This window comes from Phormidesmis sp. 146-12, from assembly GCF_052939495.1.
On record NZ_JBJPHS010000028.1, the window covers coordinates 19,719 to 35,618 of the forward strand.

The window sequence follows — 15,900 nt, forward strand, 5'->3', positions numbered from 1 at the left end:
TCCCTCCCTTTAAAGGAGGGCTAGGGAAGAGCTAAGGATCTTTAAACACTGCCTAGTTAGTCGTCGATGCTACGCTGCTTCGAGATACCAGAGTTGATCATCCCCACCGCTGCTATCCCATTGGATTACAACCTCTCCTGCATTGGTAGAACCATTGAAAATTCCCCACATCTTACTACTGTGTGCGTTTTGAATCAGGCAATAACCATTGCCCTTATCAATCAGATACCAATATTGAGAGCCATCGTTAGCGCCAGTCCATTGTAGAAGGTCTGCTCCATTGTTCAGGGAAGCCTCACGGACTCCGACATACAATCCACTTTTGACATTCTGAATCCTAGAATATCTGTTATCTGGATTTTGCGGGGTTCGCTGTGAGATCACCTCAAAAACTTGAGAACCATCATCGGCTCTATGCCATTGCAGTAGTTGAGGGCCGGGTTCGGTGCTAGCCTCTCTAATTCCAGCATACAGTCCACTCTGTTTGTTCTTGAATCTGACTGCCATTGTTTTTCTCCTTGTTGTTTGAGATTTGGATATCGATAAGCATCCATCTGCTTACATCACTTGATAGAGGCCCGTGTTTTGAACTGATGCAGTGAGTTTCGTGAAGTGAGTCAAGGCTTGCAAAACAAAGCATCAGATGCGACTCGATTAAGACAGGTTGTTGCTTGAGTCTAGCTGCCAGATCCGGTTCAACCGTTGAATTTGCCGCCGAACAACCATAGCTCGGTGTGTTCGATAACTCACGATCGCGCAGCCCACCACAATCGGAAAAGCGATCGCTAGAGAACCAAGCACGACATTCACTGCTGCAACATTAGTAGGCTGAACCGAGTGATGCTGCGTGGAAGGAACGATTATTTTGTAAGTGCTTAAACTGCCTTGCATTTGACCTCCGCTGAGATTTGAGAGAGCCAGGACAATGGGTAAAAGATAGGGTTGGTAATCAACCGTGAGCAACTGTTTGCTAGTATCACAAAACAAAAAGTAGCAGAACCGCCAATGATTACCAGACCGAGAGAGAGCAAGACGATTTCTTTGACGGATTGTTTGAAATGAGTAGACATGATGGCTTCCTTAAAGAAGTTGAGTTTTTTGACTATCAATTTCGACTTGCTTGAAGCGGACTCGTCATCAAAGACTACTATCTGAAATAGGTCACGCCACGATAGGTCAGCTTTTGAGGTGCTTGAGACGAAACTGCTGGGGTGGATGAATTCAATTTCAGAGCGACTCCCCGATATTTGCCGATGATGGGACGATCGCTCTTTTGAGTTGGTACAGTCAGTTGCTCAGACTGATAGAAAGTGCCGCGATAACAGAGTTCCATGATTGTTTTCCTCGATCGATCAGGCAGGCTCATCAAGCTTGCCCCTTTACACACAGTTAGTAGGTGGCGGTGTTTTTAACTGATGCAGTTGAGGGAGTGAACATGAAAACGACAGGTGTCGCCACTGCAAAAAATGATGACTTTATCGACTTTTCTCTGATAATCAACTATTGTTCAGTCAGCAAGTGCTTTTGAGTAGGCTAGTTTGGCAATGACTCAAAGTTCGGCATGTTGGCAACAGCCCTTACAATTTTTGGTGATTGGTGGAATTCTTGCCCTTTCGCCGCTTTCTGTCGCGCAACTCGCCCCGATCGCCGATGACACTCTGGGCAATGAGCGGTCGATTGTCTCACCCGATCAAGTAATTCGTAATCTTCCCAGTAACCAAATCGATGGGGGTGCTAGGCGCGGGAGCAATCTCTTCCATAGCTTTCGAGACTTCAATGTTGATAATGGACGAGGTGTTTATTTCAGTAATCCGACTGGCGTTGCCAACATTCTCACTCGTATCACAGGAGGAAATCCCTCTCAAATTCTCGGCATCCTGGGCGTAGAGGGTACTGCCAATTTGTTTTTGATCAACCCCAACGGCATCCTGTTTGGCCCCAATGCTCGGTTAGATCTTCGCGGTGGCTCTTTTCTCGCCAGCACTGCAAACAGCATTGCATTTAATAACGGTTTCGCTTTCAGCGCGACTGATCCACAAGCGCCGCCATTGCTGGCTGTGAATGTTCCCGTGGGCTTGCAGTATGGCAACAATCCAGGGGAGATTCGATCGCAGGGAGCAATTCTACAAGTGCCCGATAGACAAACCTTAACGCTAGCAGGCGGGGATGTAAATATTAGTGGCATTCAAGGTGAGGCATACCCGCGACTGTATGCGCGAGGAGGACGGGTGGAGTTGGCAGGCGTAGCAGGCGCAGGTGAAGTGGGACTGACACAGCAGGGGCAAGAGTGGCGATTGAGTTTGCCAGAAGGATTGGCAAGAGCAGATGTATCCATAACAAATAACGCAACTGTGAGTGTTCGCCTGGGTGGAGGCGGAAATATTGCAGTTAATGCCAGGACTTTGAATATTTTGGGAAACGGGTCAAAGTTGATGGCGGGGATGTTGAGAGGTTTGGGTTTTGTTGGCGCAAGGGCGGGGGATATTGACATTAATGCGACGCAAGTAACTGTGGCTGTAGGCGGTAATATCGCGGGCGGTATCTATAACGTCACGAACGAAAGCAGTGTGGGTGACAGTGGCAATGTCAACATCACTACTGACTCTTTAAGAGTCTCAGGATCTGGCGCGCGGGTGGAAACCAATGTCTTTGGAACGGGAAATGGAGGCAGTGTGGTGATCAATGCTCGCGATTCCGTCACTTTTGAAGGAAATAATGTGGCAGCAATAAGCACTCTAGGTAGAACGTCAACCATAGGAGAGGCAGGCAACGGAGGAAATGTCATCATTACCACTGGGTCGCTTCGTGTCTTAGGTGGTGCTGATATCAACGCTAGCACCTATGGTAAAGGGAATGGGGGCAATATCATCATCAGTGCCCGTGATTCCGTAATCTTTGATGGAGGTGAGGGTACTGGTGGGGCAGCAGCCCTAGTAGAGGAGTCGGGCAACGGCAACGGGGGAAACATTAACATCACTACTGGGTCATTGACCGTCATGAGGGGTGCTGATATCAACGCCAGCACCTACAGCACAGGGAATGGGGGCAATGTGATCATCAATGCTCGCGATTCTGTCACCTTTGATGGAGTAGGGAGTAGTGGATCTTCTAGTCGAGCAACTAGCAGGGTAGAAAAAACGGGCAACGGCAACGGAGGTGACATCAACATCACCACTAGGTTGCTCTCTATCACAGGGGGTGCTTTCTTTGCTACCAGCACCCTTGGTCAAGGAAATGCAGGGAATATCAACATTACAGCGAGGGATAGCGTGTCCTTTGATGGAGCTGTAGGTAGCCAAGGATCTGCCAGTGGTGCTTCTAGCACGGTGCAATTGGGAGCAATCGGTAAGGGCGGCGACATCTACATCACCACAGGCAATCTCGCTCTTTCCAATGGGGCAGGTATAAGTGCTAGCACGTCTGGTCGGGGAGATGCGGGAAATATCACCATTACGACGAGAGATTCAGTATTCTTTGATGGTGTGGACAGCGATGGATTTCCTGGCGGTGCTTTTAGCACAGTGGAGTCTCAAGCCGTAGGTCGGGGCGGCAGGATTGAGGTGAATACCAATCTGTTCTCAATTATGAATAGGGGTGTATTGACTGCTTCTTCTAACGGTCAAGGGGATGCGGGCAACATAGACGTGAATGCGCGTCAGATTCGCTTGGATAACCAGGGATCGATTCAGGCGCAAACGGCATCGGGGCAAGGGGGCAACATTAGGCTGCAAGTTCCAGATCTCTTGTTGTTGAGGCGAAATAGCTTCATTTCCACCACGGCGGGAACGGCTCAAGCGGGGGGCGATGGCGGCAACATCACCTTTAAGGGCAACTTCATTGTGGCGGTGCCCAACGAGAATAGTGACATTAGCGCCAATGCGTTTACGGGTAGAGGCGGCAGAGTCGAGATTAGCGCTCAAAGCATTTTTGGCATTCAGCCTCGTCTCCAACTGACTCCTTTGAGTGACATTACGGCTAGTTCTGATTTTGGTGTGGCGGGGGTTGTGGACATCAATACACCTGACGTTGACCCGAATCGAGGACTTGTGCAGCTTCCCGCTGATCTTACTGATGCTTCTCGGCTAATTGTGCAAGCTTGCCCGACGGGAAGTACGATCGCCAGGCAATCCAATGAGTTCATCATTACCGGGCGCGGTGGTTTGCCGCCGACTCCCAGCGAAGCCGTGAATCAAGATGCCATTCAGGTAGAGTTAGTCACCGCCGATGTTGAAGGTATACCACCCGTTTCGCAGCGTCAGCAACCAGCCTCAACGATCGCGCCTCCCATTGTAGAAGCTCAAAGATTGCAGGTCATGGCGGATGGTACTGTGTTCTTGATGGCAGCGCTCCCAGATCCCGTCGCTCCTTTGCCCGATCGTCTAGTTCCCTGCCCTTGAGAATTACAGCATGACCAGAAAATGGTTTGGATGGATGAATCAAAGCCGCTATGCACGGCACCGTCAAGCAACCCTTGTAAGTGATTTACGAGGGATTTCTCCATTACAAAGTTGGCAGTGGTCTGCAATCGACTGTAGTTCATCACATTTAGTCAGTTGGCTCGTCATGGGTGGAATTCTCTTTGTTTTACCAACTTCTGCCGTTGCTCAACTCGCCCCGATCGCCGATGACACTCTGGGCAATGAGCGGTCGATCGTCTCACCCGATCAAGTAATTCGTAATCTTCCCAGTAACCAAATCGATGGGGGTGCCAGGCGCGGGAGCAATCTCTTCCATAGCTTTCGAGACTTCAATGTTGATGGGGGGCGGGGCGTTTACTTCACCAATCCGGCTGGCGTTGCCAACATTCTTACTCGCGTCACTGGCGGCAATTCGTCTCAGATTCTCGGCACCTTGGGCGTGTTGGGAAACGCTAATTTATTTTTAATCAATCCCAATGGCATTCTGTTTGGGCCCAATGCCCGATTAGATTTTCGCGGCGGTTCCTTTCTCGCCAGCACCGCAAACAGCATTCTGTTTAACAACAGTTTCGCCTTCAGTGCTACTGATCCTCAAGCACCGCCGTTGTTGACCGTGAATGTGCCGATCGGCTTGCAGTATGGCAGTAATCCAGGGAAAATTCGATCGCAGGGAGCGCGTTTACAGGTGCCCACTGGTCAAACCCTAACTCTGGCAGGTGGCGCTGTGACTGTGGATGGTGGACAATTGTTCGCGTTCGGTGGACGGGTGGAAGTAGCAGGTGTGGCAGATGCGGGTGAGGTAGGGCTGACGCAACAGAGGCAGGAGTGGCGGTTGAGTGTACCGGATGGATTGGCAAGAGCGGATGTAGCGATCGGGAATGGTGCAAATGTGAATGTTCGCGCTGGCGGTGGCGGGAACATTGCAATTATCGCTCAAAACTTGGCGATCACAGGAGCCGGAACAGGCTTACGTGCAGGAATAGCAGTGAACCTGGGGACTGTAAGTGCTCAAGCAGGAGACATCGACATTAATGCAACAAAGGCTGTTAACCTCAATGCAATGCTTATTTCCAATGCTACTGAACCACGCGGCACAGGTAATGCTGGTGATATTCGTATCACTACAGGTACGCTTTCCCTCACCAATGGAGCGTTATTAAGTGATAGCACGTTTGGTCAAGGCGATGCGGGAAATATCACTATTACAGCGAGAGATGCGGCATCTTTTAAGGGCGCGAGTAGCAATCGATTTACCAGTCTTATTAACGCAGTGGAAACTGGAGCGATCGGTCAAGGCGGCAACATCAGTATCACTACAGGTAATCTCTCCTTCAGCAATGGGGCGCAAATGAGTACGAGTGTTCGTGGACAGGGAAAGGCGGGAGATATCATCGTTATAGCAAGAGATACGGTGTCCTTAGATGGGACAGATAGCAATGGACAGGGCAGTGGTGCTTTTAGTGAGGTGGCAGCTAGAGCTACGGGTCAGGGTGGAAACATCAGTATCACTACAGGCTTGCTCTCCCTTACTAACGGAGCGGCAGTGAGTGCGACTACACTTGGACGGGGAAATGCAGGGAATATTACGATTACGGCGAGAGATGCAGTATCTTTTGATGGCGCAAGCAACAATCAATTTTCCGGGGGTGCTTTTAGCCAGGTGAGATTTGGAGCCGAGGGGCAGGGAGGCAGCATCAGTATCACCACAGGTGCACTCTCTATTACCGATGGGGGAAATGTCAATGCCAACACGAATGGTATTGGGGATGCAGGGAATATCACCATTGTGGCGAGAGATGCAGTGTCTATTCGTGGAGTGGGTAGCAATGGAATTCCCAGCGGTGTTGTTAGCAATGTAACTCGTGACGGCGTTGGTCAAGGAGGCAACATCAGTATCACCACAGGGGTACTCTCTATCACCAATGGGGGAAATGTCAATGTCAACACGAATAGTATTGGAGATGCAGGAAATATCACCATTGTGGCGAGAGATGCAATATCTATTGATGGTGTGAACAATAGTAGAATCTCCAGCGGTGTTTTTAGTCAGGTAACATCTACAGCTACAGGTCGGGGCGGCGATATCGGCATCACCACAAATTCTCTTTCTCTTACCAATGGGGCAGAAGTCGCTGTTAGCACTTTTGGACGAGGAAATGCAGGAAATATCACCATCATAGCCAGAGATGGGGTGTTCTTTGATGGGGTGGGCAGCAACAAATTTGCCAGTGGTGCTTTTAGCCTAGTGAATTCTAGGGCGATCGGTCAAGCCGGGAAGATTACGATTCAGACTGAACTGTTCTCGATTGCAAACAAGGCTATATTGTCTGCTTCTTCGAGTGGGCAAGGGAGTGCAGGCAACCTAGACGTAACGGTTCGTCAGTTGCGTCTGGATAATCAAGGCTCGATTCAGGCACAAACGGCATCAGGGCAGGGGGGCAACATCACACTGCAAGTGCCGGATTTGCTGCTGTTGCGGCGAGGCAGCTTTATTTCCACGACAGCGGGAACGGCTCAGGCAGGCGGCGATGGCGGCAACATCACCTTTAAGGGCAACTTCATTGTGGCAGTGCCCAACGAGAACAGCGATATTAGCGCCAATGCATTCACGGGCAAAGGTGGCAGAGTTGAAATTACGACTCAAGGGATTTTTGGCACTCAGTTTCGTCCTCAACTGACTTTCTTGAGTGATATCACCGCTAGTTCTACGTTTGGCATTGCGGGTGTCGTAGCAATCAATGAACCTAGCATAGATCCCAATCGCGGACTGGTACGACTTCCTGTTGATCTTACCGATGCATCCCGGCTGATTGTACAAGCCTGTCCTACAGGAAGTACGATCGCCCAGCAATCCAATGAGTTCATCATTACCGGGCGCGGTGGTTTGCCGCCGACTCCCAACGAAGCCGTGAATCAAGATGCCATTCAGGTAGAGTTAGGCACCGCCGATGTTGAAGGTATACCACCCGTTTCGCAGCGTCAGCAATCAGCCTCAACGATCGCGCCTCCCATTGTAGAAGCTCAAAGATTGCAGGTCATGGCGGATGGTACTGTGTTCTTGATGGCAGCGCTTCCAGATCCCGTTGCTCCCTTGCCCGATCGTCTAGTTCCCTGCCCTTGAGGATCACAGCATGACCAGAAAATGGTTTGAACAAATTCGCGGCTCACTACATCGCCAAACAGCCCTTCTGTTTCTAGTGGCCCTATTTATAGTAGGGATGGGTCTGCCGATCGCCGCTCAACAATCAACTACGCTCAAACCTGTTCTTCAAACGACTCAAACTGGCTCGGATGCCAAAGGATTCGATCGGCAAGGGAGACAGCGCTACGAAGCGGCGCAATATGCTGAGGCGGTTATGTTTTGGCAACAAGCGATCGCTACCTTCAAAGCACAGAACGATCGCTCAGGACAAGCTCAGACCTTGAGCAATCTTTCCTTGGCATACCAGCAGTTAGGTCAATGGGACAAAGCGAGTGAAGCGATCACCAATAGCCTTACTTTAATTCAAGCTTCAAACTTCAAACCTCAAACCTCAAAACAACTGCTCGCTCAAGCATTAGAAGTCAAAGGTCGTCTGCAATTGTCGCGCGGAAATGCGGAAGCGGCTCTAACCACTTGGCAACAAGCAGCAACGCTCTACACTCAACTGAATGATCAATCGAGATTAGTTCGCAATCAGATCAATCAAGCTCAAGCTCTACAAAGCCTTGGATTGTATGCTCAAGCTCAGAAGCAACTCACAGCAGCGACTCAAATCCTTCAGAAGCAGCCTGATTCAGCCTTGAAGGCGATCGGGCTACGTAGTTTGGGCAATGTTTTGCGCGTGACTGGCAACTTAACTACTTCTCGCCGAGTATTGCAGCAAAGTCTAACGGTCGCAACCACGATTGCCTCCAGCAACAGCAAAGCTACCGCCAACTCTCAAGAAATGGGAGAAGCGCTACTTAGTTTGGGTAACACTGCCACCGTTCAACAAGATACTACCGCCGCGATCGCCTTCTATCAACAGGCAGCGACTTATGGTTTGCTGACGGCCGTTCCTGCCCAGCTTCACCAACTCGATTTATTACTAGATCGACAACAACCAGCAGCACGATCGACTTCGACAAGCTCTGTAGGATTACTTCTGTCACAACTTCAGACACAAATTAACAACTTACCCCTCAGCCGCACTGCCGTCTACGCCCGGATTGATTATGCTCAAAGTCTGATGAAACTGGACAATCAGGATGTTAAACAAACAGCCCAAGTGTTAGCGATCGCAATTCAACAAGCCCGCAGCCTACAAGATGCCCGCGCTGAGTCCTACGCGATCGGCACATTGGGACATCTCTATGAACAGACTCAGCAATGGTCAGATGCAACGACACTGACTCAGCAGGCATTACGCATCGCCCAGACCCTTGATGCAGCCGATATCACTTATCAATGGCAGTGGCAGCTAGGAAGATTCCTCAGACAACAGCAAGACATCACCGGGGCGATCGCAGCTTACGATCAAGCAGTCAAAAGCCTTCAGGCGATTCGCTATGACTTAGTGAGCGTCAATCCTGATGTGCAATTCTCGTTTCGAGACAAGGTTGAACCTGTCTATCGGCAATTCGTCGATTTACTGTTGCAAACACACAATAGCGTGGAGCCAAGTCAAGACAACATTCGTCAAGCTAGAAGCACGATCGAAGCCCTTCAGTTAGCCGAGTTAGATAACTTCTTTCGCGCTGCTTGTTTAACCCCAAAACAACAACTAGATGCCGTCGTTGATCAAGCTGATCCCACCGCAGCAGTCATTTATGCCACGATTTTGAGCGATCGCGTCGAAGTAATTCTCAAGCTACCACAACAACCCCTGCGCCACTATGCTACCCGCCTACCCCAAAGCCAAGTCGAAAAAACCCTGACAGAACTGCGCCGCAACATTGCCGAACCAGACGCGCTACGTCAGACCCAGATTCAATCGCAACAAGTCTATAGCTGGCTGATTCAACCTGGAATTGAAGCGATCGCCCAAAGTCAGACCAAGACATTAGTATTTGTCCTGGATGGGTTGCTGCGAAACGTTCCCATGTCAGCCCTGTACGACGGACACCAATACCTGATCGAAACCTATGCGGTAGCCCTCTCGCCCAGTCTTCAATTATTTGACCCCAAACCATTACAGCCAGGTCGGTTAAATACTCTCGCTGTGGGGCTGGATCAAGCGCGGCATGGGTTTTCTCGCCTGCCCAATGTCAGTCATGAGTTAAAGCAAATTCAATCAGAGGTGCAGAGTCAAGTATTACTAAATCAACAGTTCACAACGCAAGCATTTCAGACAAAAATGAGTTCACAATCGTTTGCGATCGCTCATCTAGCAACCCACGGTCAATTTAGCTCAAAAGCAGATGAGACCTTCATTCTGGCATGGGATAAAGCCATCAACGTCAACGAACTAAATACCCTGCTGCGCTCAACCGAACAGCGATCGCAACCCTTAGAACTTCTGGTGCTCAGTGCTTGTGAAACGGCAGCCGGAGATCAACGAGCCGCCCTGGGGTTAGCAGGGGTAGCAATCCGAGCCGGGGCCCGCAGCACGATCGCCTCTTTATGGAGCGTAAATGACGAATCGACCGCTTTGTTAATGAATCAGTTTTACCAGACGCTAATCAATCAATCTCAACCGAGAGCTGAGAGCTTACGCCGTGCCCAACTTGCGTTACTAAAAACCCCAGAATATCAGCTACCTATATTTTGGGCACCCTATGTTTTGATTGGCAATTGGCTATAAAAAGCCACTGAAACAAGCATCGATCGCTAAAAGCCTGAGAATTTGGGGAGCGATCGAGCTTTCAAGCCCTGTACCATTCTAAATCTTTGGCTGGAATTGTCGGCGTTGCTGAATCAGGGGATGAATTGCCCCAAAGCGGCGGGAACCCCAAGGTTCAAAGTCCCCCAATTTTGGGGGATTTAGGGGGCGAAAAGATGGACACTTCCCACAGATTCATCCCTCCAATCAGCAACGCCAAATTGTCATTACGTCAAAATAGGTTTCATCTACTCTAAATCCTTGATCACCGAATCTCAATCACCCTAAATCTCCTTGAAAAGAGAGACTTTGAACTCAGCTTTAGGGAATTTAGGGGTTTGGCCGATGGAGACGAAGCGAAAACGACTTGTGTCACGGTAGCCTTAGAAAAGAGAGATTGGGGGAGGTCAAGGAGCCATTGTGCCTAAAAATGAATTTGGGGTAAACCAAGATTTCCAGTTCAGAGTCCTCTATTTGTAGGTGATTTGGGAGGCAAGCCGGATCAGCGACCCCTTGTAGGTATCTTGAAGCGCACGAAGCGGAGAATCTCATCTTTCATCCAACTCACATTGACCAGAGCATCAAATTGGCAAATTCACCCTATCGCAATTCAGATGCCTGTAATGAACTGTTAAGCAGTACCATAAAGGGTGCCAAAAGATAGATTTCGAGAAGACTATGCCCAACGCTTATGTGATCGGTCTGGGAAAATCAGGAAACGCAGCGGCTCGATTACTCAAGCGCGAAGGCTGGCAAGTCACTGTGAGCGATCGCGGCACCACCACCGCCCTCCAACAACAGCAGCTAGAACTTAACGCCGACGGCATCAAAGTCAGACTGGGAGAAACCTTTAGCCCCGATGCCAAAAAGCCGGATCTCGTCGTCGTCAGTCCGGGTGTGCCCTGGGATGCTGCCAACTTGACGCGGGCAAGAAATCTGGGCATCGAAACGATCGGCGAAATGGAACTCGCGTGGCGACATCTGCAAACCTGCCCATGGATCGGCATCACAGGCACCAACGGCAAAACCACCACCACCGCCCTGGTTGCCGCCATCTTTCAAACCGCAGGCTTTCAGGCTCCCGCCTTTGGCAACATCGGGCTGGCGGCCTGTGAAGTCGCCATGTCAAACCCCAAACCCGACTGGGCGATCGCCGAACTCAGCAGCTACCAGATCGAAGCCTCTCCCACGATCGCGCCTCGCATTGGTATCTGGACAACCTTTACCCCCGATCACCTGGCTCGTCATAGAACCTTAGAAAACTACTTCAACATCAAAGCTCGTCTGCTTCAACAATCTCAACAGCAGATCTTCAATGGGGACGATCCTTATCTAAGAAGTCTTGGCACACAGCGCGCCTTTCCCATTACCTCAGAGGCCTGCTGGACGAGTATCAATGGTAAATCAGAACTAATGGGCAATCCTGATAGGGGGGCTTATATTCAAGACGGGTGGGTGATCGTGCGCGGAGAAGCGATCGTTCAGGTCAGTACCTTACGAATGCCAGGATCGCACAATCAGCAAAATCTACTCATGTCCGTGGCGGCGGCCCATTTAGCAGGCGTTGAGAAAGCGGCAATTCAGGAAGCGATCGCTCAATTTCCGGGCGTTCCTCATCGACTCGAACACATCTGCACCTGGCAAGGAATCGACTTCATCAATGACAGCAAAGCGACGAACTATGATGCTGCCGAAGTCGGATTGTCTGCGGTCAAAAGTCCCGTAATCCTGATCGCGGGCGGCGAGGCAAAATTGGGAGACGATAGCGCCTGGATCAAGGCAATTCAACTGCAAGCGGCGGCTGTTTTACTAATCGGAGATGCGGCCAAAAGCTTTGCTAACCGCTTAGAAGGAGTCGGCTACACTCGCTACGAAATTGTCGGAACGATGGAGAGAGCAGTGCGGCGATCGATCGAGATTGCTCCCCCTCAGTCTGCTCAGGTTGTTTTACTTTCTCCAGCCTGTGCTAGTTTTGACCAGTATCCCAATTTTGAGCAACGAGGCGAAGACTTTCGTCAACTCTGCTTGAATCTGTTGTCAACAGGAGACCAGAGGCGTTAGACCAAAGGCAGAAGACAGTAGTAGGCTCTCAAGGTCGTTCAGTCCAAAGTCTTCTACCAGATTTGGCTTAATTCACGAGCGAACTGGTATAACGTCTCAATCAACGCTACGATCGCAGCAGCCATACTAAGAGATCAGCAAAGATTGTGACAATTTATAACCCTTCTCTCCGTGAAGAACCCAAAAATGCGAAAGCCAGCATCATCCCCCCACGGGAACTAGAATCGCTCTTTAAGTGGATTGAAGGCACAGGTCGATTTCTCGCTTACGAACTCGGTGACAGCCCCGAAAGTGCCATAGAAGCAGAAGAACTAGAAGCCATCATGGGCACCTCTGCAATCTACGACCTGGAAGAAGAAGAAGACGACCTTGACCTGGAGGATTAAAGAAAAAGGCGTTGCTGAATCAGGGGATGAGTTGCCCCAAAGCAGCGGGAACCCCAAGGTTCAAAGTCCCCCATTTTTGGGGGATTTAGGGGGCGAAAAGATGGACACTTCCCACAGATTCATCCCGCCAATCAGCAACGCCAAGAAAAAAAGACTTTGTACCAATTCACCATCAAGTTACACATCTTCTGATCCCCTACCCCTCTTAAAAAGAGAGGAATAGAGTCCAGTTACCCTTTCTTAAGGCGGTCAGGGGGATCTAGATCTATACAACTTCACCCAGAATTGGCAATAGGGATGAGGAACAACCTTAAGCGTTCTAAGTGCAGAACAATCAATGCAGAACGATCGATTTTTCTCCTCCGTCCTCCGTCCTCCCTCATCCCTCATTTTTTCCCCGCTCTAACAGAACATGAAGGCTTATTTCCAAACCAACCAAAGCATCGCGCAAGTCTTGAGCCGCTCGCTGGGGGTTTGTCGGTTCTAAAGTAACCGGGTCACAAGGACGAATCATCAACACGCGCTGTACCAGGGTTAGAAACGACTGTGGTGCTTCCCATAAAGGGAGTAGGCCGGCAGCAAGATGGGGACTCAACAACACTTGAGCTTGAGACGGTGCCGCAGCAGATAAATATTGACTGAGATTAAACGATCGCTGTTGTCCGATCGCGTCGATCAAACTGGCTTTAACGAGCGCGGTTTGTAGTTGAGGATGAAGGTGAATCTGTACGGTTTCCCAGACCTCCATTGGCCAGGCTTGGGGAAGCTGCAACGACTCAGATTGACCCTGCCCACACCAAAAATCGAGCAGACGATGCACCGGGGCAATTAGCTCAAAGAGTTGAAGACGGTCTTCGATCGACAATTCTGGCAAACTCAATTCCCACACCTTTGGCAACGCTTGAGGCTCTTGAAAGACACTCATCAAGTCCCAATCGCGCTGATTGACCATACAGATAAATTCTAGATTGGCGCTCCGCAGCGCTGCAAACAGTTCAGGAATGGTGTAGCCCTTGTCTCCTTGAAATAGATAGTTCATCAACACATACTCTTGCGGGCTGTCGATCGCCTGCTGAGGGTTCCAGGTTTGTCGTTTGAGGGGGGCTTCTTCCTTAATCGCCTTCATTGTTTCGAGGACAACCCCAATCTCGATTTCTCCCGGATTGCGCTGCATCAAACCCATCGCCGTAAATAACTGCTGCGCCCGAAAGAAGTTTTGTCGTTGATAGAGACTGTGCAAATTGCCCCGCAGAATGCCTTTTGGTTTGAGCGCGGTTTTTAGCGTCCGCAAAGTTTGGACGAGATCAGGCATCAAATACAGCACTTCGTCACAGTTAATATAGTCAAACTTCATGCCTAGCTGAGAAACCTCGTTGAGGGGCAGCGTATAAAACTGAATCTCGGTAAAGCCATGAAATCGTAATCGTTCGCGGGCTAGTTCGACTGATTGTTGAGAGAGATCGATGCCGATGATCGTTGCGCCAGGGTTGGCTTCTGCTAGAAGTAGCGTGTTGTAGCCCGTCCCGCAGCCGACATCTAGAATGGCGATTTCCTGGGGGTCAATGCGTTTTTGATGATACAGATAGAATGGCGTAACAAAATTATGGATATAGAGCGCATTGGCATCTTGTTTGGGAGATTTCTCGATCGGCGTTCTCGGATAAGGTGAGCTATCAAACTGCTGCCGAATCTTCTCAAACAGGTCAGAATTTTGCGGATTCACAGAGTCGTCTCCTTTATTGTGAATTTGAGCCAGTAGCCTCGATCGACTCTACGCTATCATCGTCTCACTGCCAGAAGATCACAAATAACCTCCCCGAATAAACCCCTTTAGTCGGTTACTAGCTGGCAAATCTCCCCTGAATCCCCTTAAAAAGGGAGGGAACCGGACGTAACAGCCAGTTTTGGGCATCGAGAGACATTGAGGCAATTCACACCACCACTTCACGGTGCATTCTAGAACTCGACAATTTTAGAACTCACCAATTCTAGAACTCACCAATTCTAGAACAATGTTACTGTACGATTTAGTGTCGATCGTGCGAGTAGATCACCGGACAAGTCGAGTCACCATTTCTCATAAGGCGGCTCATAGCCCTGGTGGATTGGGTCTGTATTACTCTGAAGTACAACCCGTACCAGTAAAAGAACGCAACTGTAGATTAATCATGACCGGGGCAAAAATGTGACTACCTGAACCACTCACGATCGATTTGACCCCCAATAAAACCGCCCAATCAAATCACTAGAATAGAAACTAACTAACTTAATTGAATTAGACTGCACCATTTTCGCACACAGGACATACAATCAAACCATTAACCTCATAGGAAACAAAAATGTCAGCCAGTGTTCTAACCGATGACTTTAGACAACTCCTCGAACAACAACGCGAACGTTTGACGACTGAGCGCGATGCTATCGTGCAATCTGCGATCGAACAGGCGACGACAGCCATCGATCGCAGCCTAGATCATATCAATGCTTTGTTAGGGGGAGCGGCTGTGGCTTCTCCTAACAATAGCGCCAGCAATGGAAGCAGTCAGGCTAGTGTGGTTGAGTCTCTCGTTGAAGAGGCTACATCAGAACCAGAAGAAGCACCTACCCAAAAGAGAGTCCCCCGTAAGACAGCGGCTAACACCCAAAAAGCAGGCAAAGCCCCGGCCTCCTCTGCAAAAACCAAATCAAACATCAAGGTCAAGTCTGTTGAGCCAAAAGGCAAAGCCAAGTCTTCCTCTGACAAATCCTTTGAAGCTCCCAAACTCAAACGCGAGTTCAAAGATTTGACCCCTGCCAAAGCAATGGAGCAGGTACTGATCGCTTCCCCCGATCAGGTTTTTACGACCGATGAAATGATTCAGTTGCTCTTTGGATCGTTAGATGAGTCGGTGTTGCCAAGAACGCGCCAGAGTGTTGCGCTGATGTTTTCTCACGGGCTACGAAGACAGGATTACATCAAAGTCCAAGAAAATCCTGCCCAGTACAAACTCAACCCTGAGCGAGGAGCACAGTCCAAGTAATGATCTTCCTGATCAGGGGCAGTAGCATCAGTGATGTGAATGGATACTCACGATCGAGATTGAGTATTCTGCGAAATTAAATAAACTACCCATGTCGCGATCGTGAGTCATGGGTCAGATATTTTTTGTCGCCTCAAACTGATGCACAGGTCTTTAGGTCACCATTCAGGATGCGAATTAAATAAAGCCTGATTGATCCGTTGGATGTGTTACCTAACAACACTTTTCTCAC

11 protein-coding genes are annotated in these 15,900 nt (G+C 49.6%); 7 read left to right on the top strand and 4 right to left on the bottom strand.

Features of this window, described 5'->3' with window-relative positions; translation table 11 throughout:
* Window positions 1–69 precede the first annotated feature (69 nt).
* The 3 genes from ACKFKF_RS13860 to ACKFKF_RS13870 form a co-directional block, all read right to left on the bottom strand.
* A complete protein-coding gene (locus tag ACKFKF_RS13860; RefSeq protein ID WP_446861666.1) occupies window positions 70–507 on the bottom strand; it encodes an RICIN domain-containing protein in 438 nt (145 codons plus the stop codon).
* A gap of 147 nt (window positions 508–654) precedes the next feature.
* Window positions 655–891 carry a hypothetical protein gene (locus ACKFKF_RS13865; RefSeq protein ID WP_446861667.1) on the bottom strand — a complete coding sequence of 79 codons (237 nt, stop codon included), beginning with the start codon at window positions 889–891 and terminating at the stop codon, window positions 655–657.
* A 256-nt stretch (window positions 892–1,147) separates the two neighbouring features.
* Window positions 1,148–1,333: a DUF4278 domain-containing protein gene (locus ACKFKF_RS13870; RefSeq protein WP_446868236.1), complete on the bottom strand. Its 186-nt coding sequence runs from the start codon at window positions 1,331–1,333 to the stop codon at window positions 1,148–1,150.
* 211 nt (window positions 1,334–1,544) lie between these two features.
* Here ACKFKF_RS13870 and ACKFKF_RS13875 point away from each other — a divergent pair, with 211 nt between their 5' ends.
* The 5 genes from ACKFKF_RS13875 to ACKFKF_RS13895 all read left to right on the top strand — a co-directional run bounded on the left by ACKFKF_RS13875 (window position 1,545) and on the right by ACKFKF_RS13895 (window position 12,648).
* On the top strand, window positions 1,545–4,397 hold the full coding sequence (locus ACKFKF_RS13875) for a two-partner secretion domain-containing protein (protein ID WP_446868237.1): 2,853 nt from the start codon (window positions 1,545–1,547) through the stop codon (window positions 4,395–4,397).
* A gap of 10 nt (window positions 4,398–4,407) precedes the next feature.
* Entirely contained in the window at window positions 4,408–7,539 is a 3,132-nt protein-coding gene (locus tag ACKFKF_RS13880; protein WP_446868238.1) for a two-partner secretion domain-containing protein, read from the top strand.
* A gap of 10 nt (window positions 7,540–7,549) precedes the next feature.
* Complete coding sequence (locus tag ACKFKF_RS13885) at window positions 7,550–10,183, top strand: CHAT domain-containing protein (RefSeq protein WP_446868239.1); 2,634 nt, start codon at window positions 7,550–7,552, stop codon at window positions 10,181–10,183.
* A gap of 696 nt (window positions 10,184–10,879) precedes the next feature.
* Window positions 10,880–12,262 (top strand): UDP-N-acetylmuramoyl-L-alanine--D-glutamate ligase, encoded by a 1,383-nt coding sequence (murD, locus tag ACKFKF_RS13890; protein WP_446868240.1) that lies wholly within the window; start codon window positions 10,880–10,882, stop codon window positions 12,260–12,262.
* A gap of 146 nt (window positions 12,263–12,408) precedes the next feature.
* The gene (locus tag ACKFKF_RS13895; protein WP_446861672.1) at window positions 12,409–12,648 is read left to right on the top strand and encodes a DUF3134 family protein; all 240 of its coding nucleotides are present in this window, start codon (window positions 12,409–12,411) and stop codon (window positions 12,646–12,648) included.
* 379 nt (window positions 12,649–13,027) lie between these two features.
* Here ACKFKF_RS13895 and ACKFKF_RS13900 read toward each other — a convergent pair whose 3' ends face one another.
* The gene (locus tag ACKFKF_RS13900) at window positions 13,028–14,371 is read right to left on the bottom strand and encodes a class I SAM-dependent methyltransferase (RefSeq protein WP_446868241.1); all 1,344 of its coding nucleotides are present in this window, start codon (window positions 14,369–14,371) and stop codon (window positions 13,028–13,030) included.
* A 289-nt stretch (window positions 14,372–14,660) separates the two neighbouring features.
* Between ACKFKF_RS13900 and ACKFKF_RS13905 the strand changes: the two genes are divergently transcribed.
* Window positions 14,661–14,837, top strand: coding sequence for a hypothetical protein (locus ACKFKF_RS13905; RefSeq protein ID WP_446868242.1), 177 nt, complete (start codon window positions 14,661–14,663; stop codon window positions 14,835–14,837).
* 150 nt (window positions 14,838–14,987) lie between these two features.
* The gene (locus ACKFKF_RS13910) at window positions 14,988–15,668 is read left to right on the top strand and encodes a hypothetical protein (protein ID WP_446868243.1); all 681 of its coding nucleotides are present in this window, start codon (window positions 14,988–14,990) and stop codon (window positions 15,666–15,668) included.
* Window positions 15,669–15,900: the final 232 nt, after the last annotated feature.

Coding starts and splice junctions, on each gene's coding strand:
- ACKFKF_RS13860 (WP_446861666.1), bottom strand. CDS start 507: ATGGCAGTCAGATTCAAGAACAAACAGAGTGGACTGTATGCTGGAATT.
- ACKFKF_RS13865 (WP_446861667.1), bottom strand. CDS start 891: ATGCAAGGCAGTTTAAGCACTTACAAAATAATCGTTCCTTCCACGCAG.
- ACKFKF_RS13870 (WP_446868236.1), bottom strand. CDS start 1,333: ATGGAACTCTGTTATCGCGGCACTTTCTATCAGTCTGAGCAACTGACT.
- ACKFKF_RS13875 (WP_446868237.1), top strand. CDS start 1,545: ATGACTCAAAGTTCGGCATGTTGGCAACAGCCCTTACAATTTTTGGTG.
- ACKFKF_RS13880 (WP_446868238.1), top strand. CDS start 4,408: ATGACCAGAAAATGGTTTGGATGGATGAATCAAAGCCGCTATGCACGG.
- ACKFKF_RS13885 (WP_446868239.1), top strand. CDS start 7,550: ATGACCAGAAAATGGTTTGAACAAATTCGCGGCTCACTACATCGCCAA.
- murD (WP_446868240.1), top strand. CDS start 10,880: ATGCCCAACGCTTATGTGATCGGTCTGGGAAAATCAGGAAACGCAGCG.
- ACKFKF_RS13905 (WP_446868242.1), top strand. CDS start 14,661: ATGTTACTGTACGATTTAGTGTCGATCGTGCGAGTAGATCACCGGACA.
- ACKFKF_RS13910 (WP_446868243.1), top strand. CDS start 14,988: ATGTCAGCCAGTGTTCTAACCGATGACTTTAGACAACTCCTCGAACAA.